The organism is Rhizobium sp. WSM409 (assembly GCF_057653825.1).
This window is the reverse complement of the sequence record NZ_JBYGKP010000003.1, coordinates 402,796-423,156: the sequence shown is the minus strand read 5'-3', so window position 1 is coordinate 423,156 and position 20,361 is coordinate 402,796. Positions and strand designations below refer to the sequence as shown.

The window sequence follows — 20,361 nt, the reverse complement described above, 5'->3', positions numbered from 1 at the left end:
TGGCACGGCGACCATATTCTTCGCGCTGTGCTTTGCCTACACCCGAGCCTGCGACAGGCTTTGACCGGAGAAACGACGATGACCCTCGATTATGTCTTGAGCGGTGCCGTGACCGTGTTTCTCACCGTCTACCTCACCTACGCTCTCCTTCGCCCAGAACGCTTTTGAAGAGAACTGGCACTTCTGCGGTCGCCCATGCGCGACCGAGAGGCAGCCGGGTATTGAAAGTTTACCTCCATGACCCTCAACGGATGGCTTCAGATCCTGCTTTACTGCGGGATCGTCCTCGTGCTCGTCAAACCGCTCGGCGGTTACATGACGCGTGTCTTCAGCGGCGAGCGCACTTTCCTGTCACCGGTCCTCGTTCCGATCGAACGGGGGCTTTACCGCCTTGCCGGCACCAGCGAAGGCGAGGAACAGCATTGGACCTCTTATGCCTTCGCCGTGCTGCTCTTCAGCCTGCTTGGTGTCATCATACTTTACGCGCTGCAACGCTTGCAGGCCGGCCTTCCCTATAATCCGGCCGGCATGGCAGCCGTCCCGCCCGAGCTTTCCTTCAACACCGCCGTCAGCTTCGTCAGCAACACCAACTGGCAGAACTACGGCGGCGAAAGCACGATGTCCTATCTGACCCAGATGGCCGGCTTCACCGTCCAGAACTTCGTCTCTGCGGCGACGGGCATCGCCATCGCGCTCGCCTTCATCCGCGCCTTCTCGCGCGCTTCGGGCAAGGTCGTCGGCAATTTCTGGGTCGATATGACGAGGGCAACCTTCTATGTGCTGCTGCCGATCTGCATCGTGCTGACACTGGTCTACGTCTACCTCGGCGTGCCGCAGACGCTTGGCGCTTATGTCAATGCCACCACGCTCGAAGGTGCGCAGCAGACGATTGCGGTAGGGCCTGTCGCCTCGCAGCTTGCGATCAAGATGCTCGGCACCAATGGCGGCGGCTTCTTCAACGCCAATTCGGCCCATCCGTTCGAAAATCCCGACGCGATCTCCAATCTCATCCAGATGGTCTCGATCTTCGCGATCGGCGCGGCTTTGACCAACGTCTTCGGCCGCATGGTCGGCAACCAGCGCCAGGGCTGGGCGATCCTTGCCACGATGGGCATCCTGTTCATCGCCGGTGTCGGTGTCACCTATTGGGCGGAAGCTGCCGGCAACCCGCTGATGCATGCTTTCGGTCTTGGCGGCGGCAATATGGAAGGCAAGGAAGTCCGCTTCGGCGTCGCCCTGTCCTCGCTCTTTGCGGTCATCACCACCGCGGCCTCGTGCGGCGCCGTCAATGCGATGCACGGCAGCTTCACCGCACTCGGCGGCCTCATCCCGCTGATCAACATGCAGCTCGGCGAAGTTATCGTCGGCGGTGTCGGCGCGGGTTTCTACGGCATTCTGCTCTTCATCATCGTCGCAGTCTTCGTCGCCGGCCTGATGGTTGGCCGCACGCCGGAATATCTCGGCAAGAAAATCGAGGCGAAAGAAATGAAGATGGCCGTTCTCGCCATCCTCTGCCTGCCGCTCGCCATGCTGGTCTTCACGGCAATCGCAAGCGTCCTTCCAAGTGCGGTTGCATCGGTGGGGACCGCGGGTCCGCACGGCTTCTCCGAAATCCTCTATGCCTATAGCTCGGCTGCGGCCAACAACGGCTCGGCTTTCGGCGGCCTCACCGGCAATACGCCCTGGTACAACATTACCCTTGGCCTCGGCATGCTGATGGGCCGCTTCCTGGTCATCATCCCGGCGCTTGCCATCGCCGGTTCGCTGATCGCCAAGAAGTCGGTTCCAGCCACGGCAGGCACCTTCCCGACGGATGGTCCGCTCTTTGTCGGCCTGCTCGTCGGCACGATCCTGATCGTCGGCGGCCTGACCTTCTTCCCGGCGCTCGCCCTTGGCCCTGTCGTCGAGCACCTGGTCATGATCGCCGGCCAGACCTTCTGAGGTGATGTCATGATCCTCCGTCACAGGCTTCGCAACGCCTTCCACCCTCGTCCCGGTGCGCCGGGACGAGAGAATGGCCCGAGACCCCAAGCCTCCGACATCATCCTGGTGATGATGGCAGGCCTCCTCGTCATCGCCGCCATCTTCAAGATCCTACAGGGCTGACCGGCTTCCGGTTCGCCGTCCTCGTTTCAAAGCTGGAGTCTCTTATGAGCCAGGCAAAATCCGCGAGCGTCATGGACTCTCGCATCCTCATTCCGGCCGTGGGGGCCGCTTTCAAAAAGCTCAATCCGCGGGCGCTTGCCAGAAATCCGGTCATGTTTGTCGTGGCCACGGTCTCGGCACTGACCACCGTTCTTTTCCTGCGCGATCTGGTGGCGGGCAACGGCAATCTCGGCTTCTCGTTCCAGATCAATATCTGGCTCTGGTTCACCGTGCTCTTTGCCAATTTCGCCGAAGCCGTCGCCGAAGGCCGCGGCAAGGCGCAGGCGGATTCGCTGCGCAAGGCGCGTATCGAAACCCAGGCGAAGCTTCTGACCGGTACGGACCGCACCCAATTCAAGTTGGTGCCCGGTACCAGCCTGAAGGTTGGCGATGTCGTGATCGTCGATGCCGGTGACATCATCCCGTCGGACGGCGAAGTGATCGAAGGTGTGGCCTCGGTCAACGAAGCGGCGATAACAGGCGAATCCGCCCCTGTCATCCGCGAATCCGGCGGCGACCGCTCGGCCGTCACCGGTGGCACGCAGGTGCTGTCCGACTGGATCCGCGTGCGCATCACCGCGGCTGCCGGCTCGACCTTCATCGACCGGATGATTGCGCTCGTCGAAGGTGCGGAGCGCCAGAAGACCCCGAACGAGATCGCGCTCAACATCCTGCTTGCCGGTATGACGCTGATCTTCGTGCTCGCCACCGCGACGATCCCGAGCTTTGCCATTTATGCCGGCGGCTCGATCCCGATCATCGTGCTCGTCGCCCTCTTCGTCACGCTGATCCCGACGACGATCGGCGCGCTGCTGTCGGCAATCGGCATTGCCGGCATGGACCGCCTCGTTCGCTTCAACGTGCTCGCCATGTCCGGCCGCGCGGTCGAAGCTGCCGGCGACGTCGATACGCTGCTGCTCGACAAGACCGGCACGATCACGCTCGGCAATCGTCAGGCGACGACCTTCCGCCCGGTTCGCGGCGTTTCCGAGCAGGATCTCGCCGATGCCGCCCAGCTCGCCTCGCTTGCCGACGAAACGCCGGAAGGCCGCTCCATCGTCGTGCTCGCCAAGGAGAAATATGCGATCCGCGGCCGCGACATGGCAAGCCTCAAGGCGACCTTCGTGCCCTTCACCGCCCAGACCCGCATGAGCGGTGTCGATCTCGACGGTTCCTCGATCCGCAAGGGTGCGGTCGATGCGGTGCTGGCTCATGTCAACGGCGACGCATCCTCGAAAAACGGCAGCGAGATCGTCCGCGAACTGCAATCGATCTCCGACGAGGTCGCCAAATCCGGCGGCACGCCGCTGGCCGTTGCCCGCGACGGCAGGCTGCTCGGCGTCATCCAGCTGAAGGATATCGTCAAGGGCGGCATCCGCGAGCGTTTCACCGAGCTTCGCCGCATGGGCATCCGCACCGTGATGATAACAGGCGACAACCCGCTGACGGCAGCGGCCATCGCCGCCGAGGCCGGCGTCGACGACTTCCTCGCCCAAGCCACGCCAGAGATGAAGCTGGCGCTGATGCGCGAGGAACAGTCGAAGGGCAAGCTCGTCGCCATGTGCGGCGACGGCACCAACGATGCGCCGGCGCTCGCCCAGGCCGATGTCGGCGTCGCCATGAACACCGGCACGGTCGCCGCCCGCGAGGCCGGAAACATGGTCGATCTCGATTCGGACCCGACGAAGCTCATCGAGATCGTCGAGATCGGCAAGCAACTGTTGATGACGCGCGGCGCGCTGACAACGTTTTCGATCGCCAACGACATCGCCAAGTACTTCGCCATCATCCCGGCGATGTTCCTGACCTTCTACCCGCAGCTCGGCGTCTTGAACATCATGGGGCTGTCGACGCCGCAAAGCGCCATCCTCTCGGCAATCATCTTCAATGCACTGATCATCATCGCGCTGATCCCGCTGTCGTTGAAGGGTGTCCGCTACCGTCCGATCGGCGCCGGTGCGCTGTTGTCGCGCAACCTGCTGATCTACGGCGCCGGCGGCATCATCGTTCCCTTCATCGGCATCAAGGCGATCGACATGGCTGTCGCAGCCCTCGGCCTTGCCTAACGGAAGCCGTCTGAACACTCGAAGGAGTAAGACTATGTTGAAAGAACTTCGTCCGGCGGTCGTCATGATCGTTGCCACCACCGCCATCACCGGCCTGCTTTATCCGCTTGCCATGACGGGTGCTGCCCAGGCCCTGTTCCCGGCCCAAGCGAACGGCAGCCTGATCGGGAACAACGGCCAGGTGATCGGCTCGATGCTGATCGGCCAGGCCTTCACCAGCGACAAATATTTCCACGGCCGTCCTTCGGCCGCCGGCGACGGCTACAATGCGGCTGCCTCCAGCGGCTCGAATCTCGGCCCGACCAGCCAGAAGCTGATCGACCGCGTCAAGGGCGACTACAACGCCGCCAAAGCGACGAACCCGAACGCGGAGGTGCCGGCCGACCTCGTCACCGCTTCGGGCAGCGGCCTCGATCCGCATATCTCGCCGGAGGCTGCCTATTTCCAGGTGGCGCGTGTTGCCAAGGCGCGAAGCCTTGATGAGGCCAAGGTCAAGGCGCTGGTCGACGGCGCCGTCCAAGGCCGCGAACTCGGCATTCTCGGCGAACCCACAGTCAATGTTCTGGCGTTGAATCAGAGCCTTGATGCTTCTATGACTGAGTGACCCTGGCAGGCTGGGCGCCCTTTTTCTTCCCATCGCTGCGCTCGTCGGAGGGGCGAAGGATAGGAAAACATAGCGCCCGTCCTCGGCAGCCACCTGCAGAAAGACCATACGCATGCCAGACGACAATCGCGACCAGGCCGGCAGGCCCTCGCCCGATGCGCTTCTCGAAAAAGCCCGGGCTGAAACGCGCGGCCGTCTGAAGATCTTTCTCGGAGCCGCACCCGGTGTCGGCAAGACTTACGAGATGCTCGTCTCCGGCCGTGCCAAGATCGCCGACGGTCTCGATGTCGTCATCGGCGTCGTCGAGACCCACGACCGTAAGGAGACCGAAGCGCTTATCCCCGGCTTCGAGATCATCCCTCGCGTCGAAATCAGCTACAGGGGCCGGGCGCTCGAGGAAATGGACCTCGACGGCATCCTTGCCCGCCGGCCTGATCTCGTGCTGGTCGACGAACTCGCCCACACCAATGCCGAGGGCAGCCGCCATCCGAAGCGTTATCTCGACGTCAAGGAATTGCTCGATCGCGGTATCGACGTCTATACGACGCTGAACATCCAGCACGTCGAAAGCCTGAACGACGTCGTCTCGCAGATCACCCGCATCCGCGTGCGCGAGACTGTGCCGGACTCGATCATCGACCTTGCCGACGACATCGAGATCATCGACCTGACGCCGGATGATCTGATCAAGCGCCTGCATGACGGCAAGGTCTACATGCCGCGCACCGCCGAGCGGGCGCTGACCAACTATTTCACGCCTGGCAACCTGACGGCGCTCAGAGAACTTGCGCTGCGCAAGACCGCCCAGCGCGTCGACGACCAGTTGCTTTCCCATATGCAGGCCCATGCAATTTCCGGCCCATGGGCGGCGGGCGAGCGGGTGCTCGTTTCGGTCGACCACCATTCACGTTCCGCTTCGCTGGTGCGTTACGCCGCCCGCATGGCCTCGCGGCTGCGTGCGCCATGGGCCGCCGTCTATATCGAGACCAACCGCTCGATCAATCTGACCGAAGCCGAACGCGATACCGTCGCCGCGACGCTGCGCCTCGCCGAGCAGCTCGGTGGCGAGGCGATTACCCTTCCCGGTCGCGAGGTGGCTGAAGAGCTCGTCGGCCACGCCACTGCCAACAACGTCACCCATATCGTCATCGGCGCCCCGAAGAAGCCGACATGGCGGGACTGGTGGGGCCGCTCGATCACCGACGAGCTGATCCGCAGGGCCGGCGAGATCAGCGTCCATGTCATTTCCGGCAATGAGAAGGACGGCACCACCGCGCGCGGTGTGAGGGCGGCGGCCACCCCGCCGCCACTGGATCTCAGGGCCTATCTGCTGGCGACCGGTTATGTCGCCATCGCGCTCGCCGTCGGCGTCGTGCTCGACCAGGTGCTCGACGTGCGCAACCTCGCCCTCGTCTTTCTGATGGCCGTGCTGACCTCAGCCGTCCTCCACGGCCTGCGGCCGGCCCTTTACAGTTGCATCCTCAGCGCGCTGTCCTTCAACTTCTTCTTCCTGCCGCCGCGCTACACGCTGACGATCAGCGATCCGGAAAGCGTACTTGCGCTCTTCTTCTTCCTGGGCGTCGCCATCATCGCCAGCAACCTGACGGCAACCGTGCAGCGCCAGGCCGCCGCCGCCCGCCAGCGGGCGCGCACGACGGAAGACCTTTATCTCTTCTCGAAAAAGCTCGCCAGCACCGGCACGCTCGATGACGTGCTCTGGGCAACCGCCTTCCAGCTTGCCTCGATGCTGAAGGTCCGCGTCGTGCTGCTGCTGCCGGAAGAGGGCAGCATCGCCGTCAAGGCCGGTTATCCGCCTGATGATACGCTCGATGACGCGGATATTGCCGCCGCCCGCTGGGCCTGGGAGCACAACCACGCCGCCGGCCGCGGCGCCGATACCCTGCCCGGCGCCAAGCGCCTCTATGTGCCGCTGAGAACCGGGCGCACCGCCGTCGGCGTCATCGGCCTCGACAGCGACCGCCGCGACGGGCCGCTGCTGACGCCAGAGCAACAGCGGCTGCTCGATGCGCTCGCCGACCAGGCGGCCCTTGCCATCGAACGTGTGCAGCTCGTCGCCGATGTCGACCGGGCAAGACTTGGGGCCGAAGCCGATCGGTTGCGCTCGGCGCTGCTGACATCGATCTCGCACGACCTGAAGACACCGCTTGCCGCCATCCTCGGCGCCGCCGGCACGCTGCGCGACTATTTCGCCTCGATGCCAGAGGAGGATCGCAGCGATCTGCTGTCGACCGTCGTCGACGAATCCGAACGCCTCAACCGCTTCATCGCCAATCTGCTCGACATGACCAAGATCGAATCCGGCGCGATGGAACCGAACTCGGCACTGCATTATGCCGGCGATATCGTCGGCAGCGCACTTCGCCGTGCCGCAAAGATCCTCGACGGCCACAAGACAGAGATGAGTATTCCCGCCGACTTGCCGATGGTGCGCGTCGATCCCGTCCTGTTTGAGCAGGTGATCTTCAACCTGCTCGACAATGCCGCGAAATATGCGCCCGAGCAATCGGTGATCCATATCGAGGGCTGGGCCGATGCCGACAACGTCGTTGTGCAGATTTCGGACGAAGGCCCAGGCATTCCGCCGACCGATCTCACCCGCGTCTTCGACACCTTCTACCGCGTGCGCAAGGGCGATCAGGTGCGCGCCGGCACCGGGCTTGGCCTTTCCATCTGCCGCGGCTTCATCGAGGCGATGGGCGGCACGATCACCGCCGGCAACCGGACGGGCCGTCCGGGCGCCGTCTTCACCATCCGCCTGCCGAAACCCAACGACATTCCGAAACTGGATGAACTCCGATGACCGGTTCAGCCGTCAAGATCCTCGTCGTCGACGACGAGCCTCCGATCCGCAAGCTGCTCCGCGTCGGCCTGACCGCGCAGGGCTACGAGGTGCGCGAGGCGCCGAACGCCGCCGCCGCCCGTCAGTCGGTCGCCGACGACATGCCCGACCTCATCGTGCTCGACCTCGGCCTGCCCGACACATCAGGCCACGACTTGCTGCAGGTGTGGCGCGACGAAGGGCTTTCCATGCCCGTCGTCATTTTGTCCAGCCGCACCGACGAGGCCGGTATCGTCAAGGCGCTGGAAAGCGGCGCCGACGATTACGTCACCAAGCCCTTCGGCATCAACGAACTCGGCGCCCGCATCCGCGTGGCGCTGCGCCACCGCCTGCAGCAACAGGGCGAAAAGGCGATCTTCCAGACCGGCGGGCTGTCGATCGATCTCGTCAAGCGCATCGTCAAGGTCGAAGGCGCGGAAATAAAGCTGTCGCCGAAGGAATACGACATCCTGCGCGTGCTCGCCCAGCATGCCGGCAAGGTGCTGACACACCAGTTTCTTCTAAAGCAGGTATGGGGGCCGGCGGCGGATGTGCAGTATCTGCGCGTCTATGTCCGGCAGCTGCGGCAAAAGGTCGAGCAGATTCCCGACCAGCCGCACTATATCACCACCGAGACCGGCGTTGGCTACCGGCTCAGGGAACCGGATTGAACTCCCTTCCCTCCCGCTGCCGGAACACTATCGAGCCGAGCAGTATCGAGCCGAACAGTATCGAGCCGAACAGTATCGAGAATGACATGAACCTTCCCAACATCATCCGCCCGGAACACACCTTCATCGGCGTGTCGGCGCCGACGAAATGGCGCGCGCTGCAGACCATCGCCGACAAAGCCGCCAAGGCTTTCTCCGTCGACGGCCAGACCATCCTGAAGGCGCTCGAAGCGCGTGAGAAGCTCGGCTCGACGGGGATCGGCAACGGCATCGCCATCCCGCATGCGGCAATCGACGGCATGACCAGCCCGCGCGGCCTTCTCCTCCGCTTTGCCCATCCGCTGGATTTCGAGGCGATCGACGATATCCCGACGGATATCGCCTTCGTGCTGCTCTTCGGGGAAAACAATCGCGGCGAATATCTGAACGTGCTTTCTGCGATCGCCAGGCGGCTGCAATCGGACGGCACGCTTGTCGCCATGCGCAAGGCACGAACGGTCGACGAATACTATTCCGATTTCATCGCCGATTCACGGGTATGACGTCCAAATTGAATAGCGGGAGCATGATGTCGTCCGAAAACCGCTCACACGTTTCGGCATCATAAAAAAGGCGCGGCCCGAAGGCCGCGCCCGCTCGTCTGCAATCAGACTATCTTAGAAATCGCGCTGGAAGCGCAGGAAGCCGAACACTTCGTCGTCGCCTTCGTCCTCATCGTGATATTGCACGCTGAGCTTCGAACGCAGGTCTTCGACGATCTGGTAGTCGATGGTGACACCGGTCGTGTAGGCGCTGCCGCCGGTGAAACCGTTGCCGTCAGCCTCGAGAGCAATGTTCTCGAAGTACTGGAAGCCCGGGGTGACCGACCACTTGTCGTTGATCTTCAAGGCATACTCTGCTGCGATCGTCCATTCGGACTCTTCGTAGTAGTAGTTGGCGCCGCTTGCCCATACGCCGGCAATGCCGAGCGTGCCCGGGCCGATGTCGGCATAAACGATACCGCGGACAGCGACTTCGCTGGTGTCGGTGTCGTAACCGGCAAGCAGGTAAGCGCTGATGGCGCCGGCCTTGTAGGAGACCTGGCCTGCGACACCAAAGTTGTTCGGGCCGTCGCCCGGCTTGGTGGCGTAGACTTCTTCGAGTTCGTCGACCGAGATGCCGGCCGCGAAAGCGCCATTCTCGTACTGATAACGGATCGAGTTGTGGGTCGTCTCGTTGCTGGCGAGCGTATCGGTCTCGCCGCTCATGTCGTCATCCCACCAGCTGTACAGCTTACCGGCGCGGAAACCGGCAATGTCGAGATAGCCTTCATCGAGCAATGCTTCCTGATCGGAGGCATCGTCGGCATTGTAACGCAGTGTGATGACGCCGGTGAGCGTACCGTACTCGGTGTCGTTCTTGGTCTGGAAGGTGACCTGACCACGAGTCCAGAAGTCTACGTCGGAATCGCCGGAAATATGGTCACCGAAACGCACTTCGGTACGGATATAACCGCCGATCGAAAGGCATGTTTCCATCCCCGGAATATAAAAATAGCCGGTACCGTAGGCGTCGCAAACGCGAACATATTCCACGGGCTCGGGTTCCGCCGCCACGATGGCGTCGGCTGCGCGGGCTCCGGAGGCCGCGGCAAGGGCGGCAACGGAGGCAAAAAGGATAGTTCTGATATTCATTTTGAATGGCCCTAACAGGTTTGGAATGCGAGGCGCACTTCAAGGGTACCCCCGCGTAGCAGTCGGCGAATACGACCGCACGGGAGCCATATAGGAATCCGCAAGTGTCATCGCGGCAAAATCTTGGCAAAAATCTGCATCACCATGTCGTTTTCGTGGAGGAACTGTGGCCAAAAAAACACGGCCCTACGGCAGGCAGCGCCCCGGCGACCAATTGGCCGCGGCCAACTTCGGCACGTCCATTTCCAAATTGCCGCTTAAATGGAATGGCATTCTAACAGCCACGCCGGAACCGGAAGAACCTTTGTTTCATTATACGACCGAGTTGATAGAGTTAAGGCAGAAAACAGGAGGGTTCCCCATGCAGACACAACGGCTCACCCGGCTCATCGCAGCTGCGGTCATGGCAGGCAGCTTCGCGATCGGAAGCATTGCTCCGGCATTCGCAGATCAGACGCTTCTTAACGTTTCCTACGATCCGACCCGCGAATTGTATAAGGATTTCAATGCCGCCTTTGCCGCCAAGTGGCAAAAGGACAATGGTGAAACCCTGACGATCCAGGCTTCGCATGGCGGTTCCGGCGCCCAGGCCCGCTCGGTCATCGACGGTCTCGACGCCGATGTCGTGACACTTGCCCTCGAAGGCGATATCGACGCCATCGCCAAGGCGACCGGCAAGATCCCGGCCGACTGGAAGACCAAGTTCCCCAACAATTCGACGCCTTATACGTCGACGATCGTCTTCCTCGTGCGCAAGGGCAACCCGAAAGGCATCAAGGATTGGGGAGACCTGGTCAAGGACGACGTGCAGGTGATCACCCCGAACCCGAAGACATCGGGCGGCGCGCGCTGGAACTTCCTTGCCGCATGGGCATGGGCCAAGCAGTCAAATGGCGGCGACGAAGCCAAGGCGCAGGAATACGTTGCGAAACTGCTGCAGCACGTCCCGGTTCTCGACACCGGCGCTCGCGGCGCCACGACCACCTTTGTCCAGCGCGGCCTCGGCGATGTGCTGCTCGCCTGGGAAAACGAAGCCTATCTTTCGCTCGAAGAGCTCGGTCCCGACCAGTTCGAGATCGTAACACCGACCTTCTCCATCCGCGCCGATCCGCCGGTCGCCGTCGTCGACGGCAATGTCGACAAGAAGGGCACGCGCAAGGTCGCCGAAGCCTATCTCAACTACCTCTATTCGGACGAAGGCCAGAAGATCGCCGCCAAGCACTACTATCGGCCGACCAAGCCGGAAGCCGCCGATCCGGCTGACATCGCCCGCTTCCCGAAGCTGACGCTGGCGACCATCGACGACTTCGGCGGCTGGAAGGACGCACAGCCTAAATTCTTCGGCGACGGCGGCGTATTTGACCAAATCTACAAGCCGGCCCAATAATAGACTTCATGAAAGCACATAGCCCCACGCGGTGGCGGTTCAAACGGCCGAGCGTCATTCCGGGTTTCGGAATGGCGCTCGGCTTTACCTTGACCTGGCTCACCCTTCTGATCCTCATCCCGCTCTCGGGCCTTGCCGTCCGGTCGAGCGCGCTCGGCTGGGAGAAATTCTGGTCGATCGCGCTCGATCCGCGCACGCTGAACGCGTTGCGCATAAGCTTCGGCAGCGCCTTCATCGCCGCGATCGTCAATGCCGTCTTCGGCATCATTCTCGCCTGGGTGCTGGTGCGTTACCGCTTCCCCGGCAAGCGCATCATCGATGCCATGGTCGACCTGCCCTTCGCGCTGCCGACCGCCGTTGCCGGCATCGCACTGACGACGCTCTATGCGCCGAACGGCTGGATCGGCCAGTTCCTGACGCCGCTCGGCATCAAGATCGCCTTTACGCCTACCGGCATCGTCGTGGCGCTGATCTTCGTCGGCCTGCCCTTCGTGGTGCGTACCGTGCAGCCGGTCATGGAGGAGATCGACAAGGAAGTGGAGGAGGCCGCGGCAACGCTCGGCGCCAATCGCTTCCAGACGATTTTCCGCGTGTTGCTGCCGGGGCTGGCGCCCGCCGTGCTCACCGGCTTTGCGCTGGCCTTTGCCCGCGGCGTCGGCGAATACGGCTCGGTCATCTTCATCGCCGGCAACCTGCCGTTCAAATCGGAGATCGCGCCGCTGCTGATCATCATCAAGCTCGAAGAGTATAATTATGCGGCAGCGACCGGCATTGCGGCGATCATGCTGATCATCTCGTTCGCCATGCTGCTCGTCATCAATCTCATCCAGAGCTGGAGCAGGCGGAGGTACGGCTATGGCGCTTGATGCGACCGCTCAACCAACGAAGCTGCGTTCAGTGACCACCGAAAACAGGATCGCGCGCTTCAGCCTGATCATCCTCTCGCTCGTCTTCCTGCTGCTGATCCTGCTTCTGCCGCTCGCAGCCGTCTTCGTCGAGGCCTTCCGCAAGGGGGCCGGCCCGTTCCTCCAGGCGCTCGCGGACGCCGAGACCTTCTCGGCGATCCGCCTGACACTGATCGTTGCCGGCGTCAGCGTGCCGCTCAACCTCGTCTTCGGGGTTGCTGCCGCCTGGGCGATTGCCAAGTTCGAGTTCAAGGGCAAGGCGTTCCTGACGACGCTGATCGACCTGCCCTTCTCGGTCTCGCCCGTCATATCGGGCCTGGTCTTCGTTCTGCTGTTCGGCGCCAATACCTGGCTCGGCCAGTGGTTCAGCGCTCACGACATCAAGATCCTATTCGCCGTGCCGGGGTTGATCCTCGCCACCATGTTCGTCACCTTCCCCTTCGTCGCCCGCGAGCTGATCCCGCTGATGCAGGAACAAGGAACGGCCGACGAGGAGGCAGCGCTTTCGCTCGGCGCCAGCGGCTGGCAGACCTTCTGGCACGTGACGCTGCCGAACATTAAATGGGGACTGCTCTACGGCGTGCTTCTCTGCAACGCCCGCGCCATGGGCGAATTCGGCGCCGTCTCGGTGGTATCCGGCCACATCCGCGGCCAGACGAACACCATGCCGCTGCAGGTAGAAATTCTCTACAACGAGTATAATTTCACCGGCGCTTTTGCGGTCGCCACGCTTTTGGCCTTGCTCGCGCTCGTAACTCTTGTTTTGAAGACGCTGCTGGAAATGCGCTATAGCGCAGAAATCGCCGCCAGCCGGCGGCACTGAAGGATTTGGAATGGAAGTACGCGTTCAAAACATTCGCAAGGAATTCGATCGTTTTCCGGCGCTGCACGATGTCTCGCTCGACATCCGCTCCGGCGAGCTGATCGCACTGCTCGGTCCATCGGGCTCCGGCAAGACGACATTGCTGCGGCTGATCGCCGGCCTCGAAAGCCCGACGGAGGGGCTGATCTTCTTCGGCGACGAGGATGCCTCGAAGAAATCAGTGCAGCAGCGCAATATCGGCTTCGTCTTCCAGCACTATGCTCTCTTCCGCTACATGACGGTGCTCGAAAACGTCTCCTTCGGCCTGAAGGTCAGAAACAGTGCGCGGCGGCCGCCGAAGGCCGATATCCGCAGGCGGGCGCTGGAACTGCTCGACCTCGTCCAGCTTTCGGGTCTCGAAAAACGCTACCCAGCCCAGCTTTCTGGCGGCCAGCGCCAGCGTGTGGCGCTCGCCCGCGCCATGGCCGTCGAGCCGAACGTGCTGCTGCTCGACGAACCCTTCGGCGCGCTCGACGCCCAGGTGCGCAAGGACCTGCGCAAATGGCTGCGCGATATCCACGATCGCACCGGACATACCACAGTCTTCGTCACCCACGACCAGGATGAGGCGCTGGAGCTTGCCGACCGCGTCGTCGTCATGAGCCAAGGCGCGATCGAACAAGTGGGCACGCCGGACCAGGTTTACGACAATCCGAATTCTCCCTTCGTCTTCGGCTTCATCGGCCAGTCGAACTGCCTGCAAGTCGAGATATCAGACGGCGACATTCGCTTCGAAGGTCGCTCGCTCGGCCTCAATGCCGAAGGCGAGCCGGATGGCACGGCGCAGCTCTATTTCCGCCCGCACGACGTCAGGCTTTGCGAATCAGCTGAAAACTGTATCGCCGGCCAGCCGGTCTCCAGCCGCCGCGTGGCAGGCACCCGCCATATCGAATTGGATATCGGCAATGATCGCCCGCATATCGAGATCGAATTGCCACCGAGCGAGGCCGACAGGCTTGACCGCAACCGGGTAGCCTTCAAGCCGACCCGCTGGAAACTGTTCCGCAGCTGATGGGGATTGGTGACGCTAACACCTTGAATTCCTGCACCATTTATCCCTAAATCGATTCCGATTTAGGGGATTATGCAGAAGGCCATCGCCGGAATCGTATTTGGCGAGAGTCCCTTAAGGTTTTTGTTATCTAAGGTTGTTTGTATTTCAGTCATATGACGAGTAAAACGTTTACGCTTAACCATTAAGGGCTGGACTAATCCCATAGGAGGCACCTGGCGTTGAGGGCGGAGATTTCCTTTGGAAAATCCCTGATCGGGATTTTGTTCGTGGGACTGGCAGCTGCAAGCTGCACAACGACATCGAAACCGGCGGCAACGGCGGCGAACAGCAAGACGAAGCCGGGCCAAGCGGCGAAAGTCACGTTCAATTATACGGCCAAAGACCGCGAGTGCCTGCAGCGCGCGATGTATTTCGAATCGCTGCATTCGGACAAGGACGGCTACATGGCTGTCGGGACCGTGGTCATGAACAGGCTCACCTCCGGCGCCTATCCGACGTCGATCTGCGGCGTGGTGGCCCAGAAACGGCAGTTCGCGCCCGGCGTGATGACGCGCGAAGTCAAGCCGCAGGCGGAAACCGAGCTTGCCAGCGCGGCCGATGCAATCCTTGTTAAAGGCGCACGCCATCCTGCGGTGAAGGACGCGATGTTCTTCCACACCGATGGGCTGAAATTCCCGTACGACAACATGCACTATGTGACGGTTGCCGGCGGCAACGCCTTCTACGAGAAGCGCGACTCCAACGGCATGCTTGAAACGCCGCCGCCGCTGCCCTCCTACGAGGTGGCGATGAACTATGTGCCCGGCGAAAGCATGCTGCCGCCGCAATTCGAGGCCCTGATACCCTCGGCGGTTCCCGTTCCTCTCCCGGCGCCAGACCCCATGGCGACGGCGAGCACGGGGCAGATGCGGATCACGGCGCCGGTGACCGCGCCGGAAACATCCCCGGTAACATCGGTCGAGCCCGAGCCGGGAATGCCCATTGCGATCCCTATCCCCCGGCCCGCCTATGACAGCGTGATGCTGCGTGAAAGCCTTCCAGCGAACGGCGGTTAAACCAACCGCCGTTCCGGTATGAGTTAGATGGAAGCGCGCTTTTGCTGGACTTGTTTTAGGCGCGCTCTTCCCAAACCCTCGCCAGTTCCACGATCGTCTTCACGGCCTTTTCCATGTCCTGGCGGCTCACCCATTCGAGCGGCGAGTGGAAGGCGTGGCCGCCGGCGAAGATGTTCGGGCACGGCAGCCCCATGAAGGAAAGACGCGAGCCATCGGTGCCGCCGCGGATGCTGCCGCGCACCGGCGTCATGCCGGCCCGGCGCACCGCTTCGATCGCGTTGTCGACGATCTCCGGGTGACGATCGAGCACCACCTTCATGTTGCGATACTGCTCCTTCACCTCAAAATGATAGGTCGAGCCGGGATAGACAGCCATCACGTCCTTGACGATGCCTTCGAGCATCGATTCCTTTTCCGTGAGACCCTTGTCGGTGAAATCACGGATGATAAAGCTCAGCGACGCCTTCTCCATCGAACCGGTCACGCCTGTGGGATGGATGAAGCCCTGCTGGCCTTCCGTGGTCTCGGGGGCAATATCCCCCGGCAGCCGGTCGATGATGGCGCCAGCGATTTTGATGGCGTTTTCCATGCGGCCCTTGGCAAAGCCGGGATGGATCGCCACACCTGATATGCTGATCTCGACGCCGTCGGCCGAAAACGTCTCATCCTCGATATGGCCGGCCGTCTCGCCGTCCATCGTATAGGCGAAGTCGGCACCGAGTTTCTTCAGGTCGACCTTGTTGACGCCGCGCCCGACTTCCTCGTCGGGCGTGAACAGGATCTTGATCGTCCCGTGCCTGATATCTGGATTGCCGACGAGTATCTGAGCCGCGGTCATGATTTCGGCCAGTCCGGCCTTGTCGTCGGCGCCGAGCAATGTCGTTCCATCGGTCGTGACGATATCATTGCCAATCTGGTTCTGCAGTTCGGGATGATCGCTGACGCGGATCACCCGGCCGGTGTCGCCGGCAAGCTTGATATCGCCGCCGGCAAAATTCCTGATGATCTGCGGCTTGACATCAGTGCCGCTGAAATCGGGTGCCGTATCCATGTGCGAGCAGAAACAGATGACCGGCACCGTCTTGTCGCTATTGGCCGGAATGGTCGCGTAGACATAGCCGTGTTCATCGAGATGCGCGTCCGCAAGACCGATCTTCAGCAGTTCATCGACCAGAACGCGGCCGAGATCCTTCTGCTTGCCGGTGGTCGGCTGCGTCGAGGAGGCGGGGTCGGATTGCGTGTCGATAACGACATAACGGAGAAAGCGGTCGAGAACAGTGTCGGTCATGGCATCCAATCCAGCAAGATCACACGGACGATATAGCCCTCATGGGCGATGCGGCAAAAGATTTTTCCGCTCGCAGCACGTGAGGAATGATCGTGCAATCCCTTTCATGCGCCCCTGTCTGATATCGGAACCGAGACCACATGTGAAACCAGCCTGCCGTCGCTGACCTCATGCATGAGGAAGGACGGAGCGTCGATCACCGAAAGATCGGCACGGCCGTCCAGCAGAAGCGGATTGGGCGGGCAAAGGGAGCCGCAGGTCTGGACAGTCATCGATCCCAGCCGGCCAAAAGCGGGTCGGTGAACATGGCCGCAGAGAATCGCCAGCGGTAGCCTGTGCATCGTCTTCAGGGTGCTGAGAAGCGCACTGCCGTTTCTGCATCCGACCTGGTCCAGCACCTCGATGCCGATCCGCAACGGCGGCTGATGCATGAAGAGAAGGGAGGGCGTCGTCACATCCGCAAGCGCGCTCGTCAGCCATGGCAGGTGCGGCAGGACGTCGCCGTAACTCTGACCGGCAACGGTCACATCGACACCGAAGAGGGTCAGCCCATCGACGGCTGTCCGGAAATGCATCGGTCCCGTCGCATTGATCCACGTGCCGACAGCGACAAGTTCGGAGCGCATCAATTGCACATCGTCACCGTTGCCCGGCAACAGATGGACGGGGCAGTCCAGCGACCGCAGGTTTTCGGCAACAAGGCGATAGCCGTGCCGCCATCGGTCGTTTACCAGATCTCCGGTGACAACAAGCACATCCGGGCGGAACGTTTTCAGCCAACCTATCGCTCGCTCCAGCGTCCGCAGCGACGAAAGGTCTGGCCCCGCATGGATATCGGAAATCTGCGCAACGAGCATGTTCTGCCTCCCCGCCCCTGCCGGAGACACTATGCCGAAACCGACAGCATCGGGCTACCGGCCTAACCGTTCAATCGACGCGTTTTCCCTCGCCGTCGAACACATGCAAATATTGAGCCGGGAAGGCCACATTGACCTTGGGACCTGCCTTCAGCGCTTCGCGGTTCAGCGTGAAGATCTTGAACGGCAGACCATGCAGGGCAAGGTGCAGGATGATGCCGAAGCCTGTCGGTTCGACGAGTTCCACATCCGCGGCAAGCCCCGCCCCGCCGTCACTCATCAGCACATGCTCCGGCCGGATGCCGAGCGTCACCTTTGCGCCGTCTGAAAGCGGCAAAGGCTTTGCAAGCGGCACGATCGTGCCGTCCTTCAGCTTCACGCCGCCGGCATCGTAGCTGGCCTCGAGGAAATTCATCCCAGGCGAGCCGATGAAGCCGGCAACGAAGAGATTGGCGGGGCGGTCGTAGAGTTCCAGGGGACCGCCGACCTGCTGGACCACTCCGCCATGCATGGCGACAATCCGGTCCGCCAGCGTCATTGCCTCGATCTGGTCGTGGGTCACGTAGATCGAGGTCGCCTTCAGGTCGCCATGCAGTTTCTTGATTTCGGCGCGCATCTGTTCGCGCAGGCGCGCATCGAGGTTGGACAGCGGTTCATCGAACAGGAAGGCCTTGGGCTGGCGCACGATGGCGCGGCCCATGGCGACGCGCTGTCGCTGGCCACCGGAAAGCGCCTTCGGCCTGCGTTCGAGCAACGGATCGAGGCCGAGCTTTGCGGCAGCCGCGGCGACCGCGCCTGCAATCTTCTCCTTCGCCACCTTCCGCAGCCTGAGGCTGTAGCTCATATTGCCGGCGACATTCATATGCGGGTAAAGCGCGTAGGACTGGAACACCATGGCGATGTCGCGGTCCTTGGGATGCAACTCGTTGACCCTATTGCCGGCGATGCGGATCTCGCCTGATGTGACCTCCTCAAGCCCGGCGATCATCCGCAGCAGCGTGGACTTGCCGCAGCCGGACGGACCGACGAGCACGACGAATTCGCCGTCCTGGATTTCCAGGTTGACGCCGTGCAGCACCTGCACATGGCCATAGGCTTTGCGGATATTCCGGATATCGATCGATGCCATTTGTTTAACCCTTGACCGCGCCGGCCGTCAGGCCCTGGACGAGATAGCGCTGGATGAGCAGGAAGAAGAGGCCGGCCGGAATGAGCGCCATGACGCCCGCCGCCATCATCTGCCCGAAATCCACCGAGAATTTCGAAACGAAGGTAAGAAGGCCAACCGGGAAGGTCGCCGCGTCATTGCCGTTGATCAGCATCAGCGCGAAGAGCAGTTCGCTCCAGGCGGCGGTGAAGACGAAACCGAGTGTGGCGGCGATCCCCGGCAGCGTCAGCGGCAGGATGATCTGGCGAAATGCCGTGAACTGCGTCGCCCCGTCGATCTTCGCCGCCTCTTCGAGATCCCTTGGGATGCCGTCGAAGAAAGACTGCATCAGGAACGTGGCGAAAGGCACGTTGAAGGCGGTGTAGACGATGACGAGCCCGGTCAGGCTGTTGGTCAGATGCAGCGGCGACAGGATCTTGAAGATCGGCGCGACCAGCATGACCAGCGGGAACATCTGGGTCAGCAGCATCAGAGCGACAATCCAGTATTTTGCCCGGAAATTGAAGCGGGAAAGCGCATACCCCGATAGCGAGGCGCAGATGGTCACGGTGATGGCCGTCGAGGCCGAGACGATCAGGCTGTTCTTGAAGAAGGTCGGAAAGGCGCTGTGCCGCAGGACAAAGGCATAATGATCCCAAGTCGTGCGCGACGGCCACATGCGCACGCCCTCGCTATAGAGCAGGTCGTTCGGCGTCACCGAGACCTTGAGCAGCCAGAACAGCGGAAAGAGCGCGAAGGCGATGTAGCAGAGGATCGCCAGACGGTGTGCGATGGTGGGAATGACGGATCGTCTCATGATCTCAATCCTTGTTCAGCAGCGTCTGCCGGAGCAGGATGATCAGCATCGAATAGGCAAGCAGCAGTACGAGCAGCACCAGCGCGATCGCCGAGGCATAACCGAAATCGAGCCGCCTGAAGGCTGTCGTGAAGATATAGCTGGCGACGATCTGCGTTCGGTCTGCCGGCCCGCCATTGGTCATGACGACGATGAGATCGGCGAAATTGGAAATCCACACGGTGCGCAGCAGCACGGTGATGGCGATCGTTGGCGCCAGAAACGGCAGGGTGATCGAGCGGAACCGCTGGAACCAGCCGGCGCCGTCGATCGACGCCGCCTCATAGAGATCGCGCGGGATCGCCTGCAAGGCGGCGAGCAGGGTAATGGCGAAGAAGGGAATGCCCCACCAGACATTGGCGACGATCGGCCCCCACATCGCATAGTTGGGATCGGAGAGGATATTGCCCGGCTCATGCATCAGCCCAAGGGCGAAGAGCCAGTGCGGGATCGGCCCGATGACGGGATTGAACAGCCAGGCCCAGTTGAGGCCGGCAAGAAAGGACGGCACGGCCCAGGGCAGGAAGACCAGCGCCTGGGCGATTGCCCGGCCCTTGAACGGCTTGTCGAGCAGCAGCGCCAGGATCAGCCCGAAAACGAACTGCAGGACGACGGAAGCGCCTGTCCACCACAGCGTGTTCCTCAGCGCACCGTAGAAGGCGGCGTCGCCTGAAAGCTCGCGGAAATGATCGAGCCCGATGAAGCCGCCGGAAAACGGATTGAGCAGCTGGATATCGCGGAAGGCGTAGGAAATCCCGACCGTCAGCGGCACCAGCATCACCGCAATGATCAGGATCAGCGACGGCGCGCTGTAGAGATAGGGCTCCGAAGCATCGGCAACGCGACGCAGCCATGGTCTGCGGTCGCGACGCATGTCGAGCGTATCGGCGGAAATGGTCATCAGCCAAAAGGTCCCGTTCGCGGCGTTCTGCGCCGTCTGTGTCATCAAAAAAGCGGCGGCGGCCTGTTTCGAGGCCGCCGCCGTCAGTCC

19 protein-coding genes are annotated in these 20,361 nt (G+C 61.9%); 13 read left to right on the top strand and 6 right to left on the bottom strand.

What is annotated here, in order from left to right:
- The first annotated feature begins 78 nt into the window (after positions 1–78).
- The 8 genes from AC25BC_RS29650 (at position 79) to AC25BC_RS29615 (ending at position 8,867) form a co-directional block, all read left to right on the top strand.
- On the top strand, positions 79–168 hold the full coding sequence (locus AC25BC_RS29650) for a K(+)-transporting ATPase subunit F (RefSeq protein ID WP_003547774.1): 90 nt from the start codon (positions 79–81) through the stop codon (positions 166–168).
- Between the two features lie 69 nt (positions 169–237).
- A complete protein-coding gene (kdpA, locus tag AC25BC_RS29645; protein ID WP_128438640.1) occupies positions 238–1,941 on the top strand; it encodes a potassium-transporting ATPase subunit KdpA in 1,704 nt (567 codons plus the stop codon).
- 9 nt (positions 1,942–1,950) lie between these two features.
- A complete protein-coding gene (locus AC25BC_RS29640; protein WP_164902783.1) occupies positions 1,951–2,106 on the top strand; it encodes a hypothetical protein in 156 nt (51 codons plus the stop codon).
- A 44-nt stretch (positions 2,107–2,150) separates the two neighbouring features.
- Positions 2,151–4,211, top strand: coding sequence for a potassium-transporting ATPase subunit KdpB (kdpB, locus tag AC25BC_RS29635; RefSeq protein WP_128438639.1), 2,061 nt, complete (start codon positions 2,151–2,153; stop codon positions 4,209–4,211).
- Positions 4,212–4,245: 34 nt separating this feature from the next.
- A complete protein-coding gene (kdpC, locus tag AC25BC_RS29630) occupies positions 4,246–4,815 on the top strand; it encodes a potassium-transporting ATPase subunit KdpC (RefSeq protein ID WP_128438638.1) in 570 nt (189 codons plus the stop codon).
- 112 nt (positions 4,816–4,927) lie between these two features.
- Complete coding sequence (locus AC25BC_RS29625; protein WP_128438637.1) at positions 4,928–7,636, top strand: sensor histidine kinase; 2,709 nt, start codon at positions 4,928–4,930, stop codon at positions 7,634–7,636.
- A complete protein-coding gene (locus AC25BC_RS29620; protein ID WP_012763295.1) occupies positions 7,633–8,325 on the top strand; it encodes a response regulator transcription factor in 693 nt (230 codons plus the stop codon). Before AC25BC_RS29625 ends, AC25BC_RS29620 begins: the two co-directional genes overlap by 4 nt.
- An 86-nt stretch (positions 8,326–8,411) precedes the next feature.
- Positions 8,412–8,867, top strand: coding sequence for a PTS sugar transporter subunit IIA (locus tag AC25BC_RS29615; RefSeq protein WP_003553925.1), 456 nt, complete (start codon positions 8,412–8,414; stop codon positions 8,865–8,867).
- A 114-nt stretch (positions 8,868–8,981) separates the two neighbouring features.
- Here the strand turns inward: AC25BC_RS29615 and AC25BC_RS29610 are convergent, their stop codons facing one another.
- Entirely contained in the window at positions 8,982–9,998 is a 1,017-nt protein-coding gene (locus AC25BC_RS29610) for a porin (RefSeq protein ID WP_128438636.1), read from the bottom strand.
- A gap of 361 nt (positions 9,999–10,359) precedes the next feature.
- On the opposite strand from AC25BC_RS29610, the gene AC25BC_RS29605 reads away from it, so the two are divergent.
- The 5 genes from AC25BC_RS29605 to AC25BC_RS29585 all read left to right on the top strand — a co-directional run bounded on the left by AC25BC_RS29605 (position 10,360) and on the right by AC25BC_RS29585 (position 15,222).
- On the top strand, positions 10,360–11,385 hold the full coding sequence (locus AC25BC_RS29605) for a sulfate ABC transporter substrate-binding protein (protein WP_012763298.1): 1,026 nt from the start codon (positions 10,360–10,362) through the stop codon (positions 11,383–11,385).
- 8 nt (positions 11,386–11,393) lie between these two features.
- A complete protein-coding gene (cysT, locus tag AC25BC_RS29600) occupies positions 11,394–12,251 on the top strand; it encodes a sulfate ABC transporter permease subunit CysT (protein ID WP_003553931.1) in 858 nt (285 codons plus the stop codon).
- Positions 12,241–13,113 (top strand): sulfate ABC transporter permease subunit CysW, encoded by an 873-nt coding sequence (gene cysW, locus AC25BC_RS29595; RefSeq protein WP_012763299.1) that lies wholly within the window; start codon positions 12,241–12,243, stop codon positions 13,111–13,113. Before cysT ends, cysW begins: the two co-directional genes overlap by 11 nt.
- Positions 13,114–13,123: 10 nt before the next feature.
- A complete protein-coding gene (locus AC25BC_RS29590; protein WP_003553934.1) occupies positions 13,124–14,164 on the top strand; it encodes a sulfate/molybdate ABC transporter ATP-binding protein in 1,041 nt (346 codons plus the stop codon).
- A 221-nt stretch (positions 14,165–14,385) separates the two neighbouring features.
- Complete coding sequence (locus AC25BC_RS29585) at positions 14,386–15,222, top strand: cell wall hydrolase (protein ID WP_003553936.1); 837 nt, start codon at positions 14,386–14,388, stop codon at positions 15,220–15,222.
- Between the two features lie 55 nt (positions 15,223–15,277).
- Here AC25BC_RS29585 and pepT read toward each other — a convergent pair whose 3' ends face one another.
- The 5 genes from pepT to AC25BC_RS29560 form a co-directional block, all read right to left on the bottom strand.
- On the bottom strand, positions 15,278–16,510 hold the full coding sequence (gene pepT, locus AC25BC_RS29580; RefSeq protein ID WP_128438635.1) for a peptidase T: 1,233 nt from the start codon (positions 16,508–16,510) through the stop codon (positions 15,278–15,280).
- 104 nt (positions 16,511–16,614) lie between these two features.
- The gene (locus AC25BC_RS29575; protein ID WP_128438634.1) at positions 16,615–17,367 is read right to left on the bottom strand and encodes a metallophosphoesterase; all 753 of its coding nucleotides are present in this window, start codon (positions 17,365–17,367) and stop codon (positions 16,615–16,617) included.
- Between the two features lie 70 nt (positions 17,368–17,437).
- The gene (locus tag AC25BC_RS29570; protein ID WP_128438633.1) at positions 17,438–18,496 is read right to left on the bottom strand and encodes an ABC transporter ATP-binding protein; all 1,059 of its coding nucleotides are present in this window, start codon (positions 18,494–18,496) and stop codon (positions 17,438–17,440) included.
- A 4-nt stretch (positions 18,497–18,500) separates the two neighbouring features.
- Positions 18,501–19,331, bottom strand: a complete 831-nt coding sequence (locus tag AC25BC_RS29565; RefSeq protein WP_003553943.1) for a carbohydrate ABC transporter permease — start codon at positions 19,329–19,331, stop codon at positions 18,501–18,503.
- Positions 19,332–19,335: 4 nt separating this feature from the next.
- The gene (locus AC25BC_RS29560; protein WP_033183885.1) at positions 19,336–20,271 is read right to left on the bottom strand and encodes a carbohydrate ABC transporter permease; all 936 of its coding nucleotides are present in this window, start codon (positions 20,269–20,271) and stop codon (positions 19,336–19,338) included.
- Positions 20,272–20,361: the final 90 nt, after the last annotated feature.

Bases quoted from the DNA above. Each gene is read 5' to 3' on its own strand.
- AC25BC_RS29650 (WP_003547774.1), top strand. From the start codon at position 79: ATGACCCTCGATTATGTCTTGAGCGGTGCCGTGACCGTGTTTCTCACC.
- kdpA (WP_128438640.1), top strand. From the start codon at position 238: ATGACCCTCAACGGATGGCTTCAGATCCTGCTTTACTGCGGGATCGTC.
- AC25BC_RS29640 (WP_164902783.1), top strand. From the start codon at position 1,951: ATGATCCTCCGTCACAGGCTTCGCAACGCCTTCCACCCTCGTCCCGGT.
- kdpB (WP_128438639.1), top strand. From the start codon at position 2,151: ATGAGCCAGGCAAAATCCGCGAGCGTCATGGACTCTCGCATCCTCATT.
- kdpC (WP_128438638.1), top strand. From the start codon at position 4,246: ATGTTGAAAGAACTTCGTCCGGCGGTCGTCATGATCGTTGCCACCACC.
- AC25BC_RS29625 (WP_128438637.1), top strand. From the start codon at position 4,928: ATGCCAGACGACAATCGCGACCAGGCCGGCAGGCCCTCGCCCGATGCG.
- AC25BC_RS29620 (WP_012763295.1), top strand. From the start codon at position 7,633: ATGACCGGTTCAGCCGTCAAGATCCTCGTCGTCGACGACGAGCCTCCG.
- AC25BC_RS29615 (WP_003553925.1), top strand. From the start codon at position 8,412: ATGAACCTTCCCAACATCATCCGCCCGGAACACACCTTCATCGGCGTG.
- AC25BC_RS29610 (WP_128438636.1), bottom strand. From the start codon at position 9,998: ATGAATATCAGAACTATCCTTTTTGCCTCCGTTGCCGCCCTTGCCGCG.
- AC25BC_RS29605 (WP_012763298.1), top strand. From the start codon at position 10,360: ATGCAGACACAACGGCTCACCCGGCTCATCGCAGCTGCGGTCATGGCA.
- cysT (WP_003553931.1), top strand. From the start codon at position 11,394: ATGAAAGCACATAGCCCCACGCGGTGGCGGTTCAAACGGCCGAGCGTC.
- cysW (WP_012763299.1), top strand. From the start codon at position 12,241: ATGGCGCTTGATGCGACCGCTCAACCAACGAAGCTGCGTTCAGTGACC.
- AC25BC_RS29590 (WP_003553934.1), top strand. From the start codon at position 13,124: ATGGAAGTACGCGTTCAAAACATTCGCAAGGAATTCGATCGTTTTCCG.
- pepT (WP_128438635.1), bottom strand. From the start codon at position 16,510: ATGACCGACACTGTTCTCGACCGCTTTCTCCGTTATGTCGTTATCGAC.
- AC25BC_RS29575 (WP_128438634.1), bottom strand. From the start codon at position 17,367: ATGCTCGTTGCGCAGATTTCCGATATCCATGCGGGGCCAGACCTTTCG.
- AC25BC_RS29570 (WP_128438633.1), bottom strand. From the start codon at position 18,496: ATGGCATCGATCGATATCCGGAATATCCGCAAAGCCTATGGCCATGTG.
- AC25BC_RS29565 (WP_003553943.1), bottom strand. From the start codon at position 19,331: ATGAGACGATCCGTCATTCCCACCATCGCACACCGTCTGGCGATCCTC.
- AC25BC_RS29560 (WP_033183885.1), bottom strand. From the start codon at position 20,271: ATGACCATTTCCGCCGATACGCTCGACATGCGTCGCGACCGCAGACCA.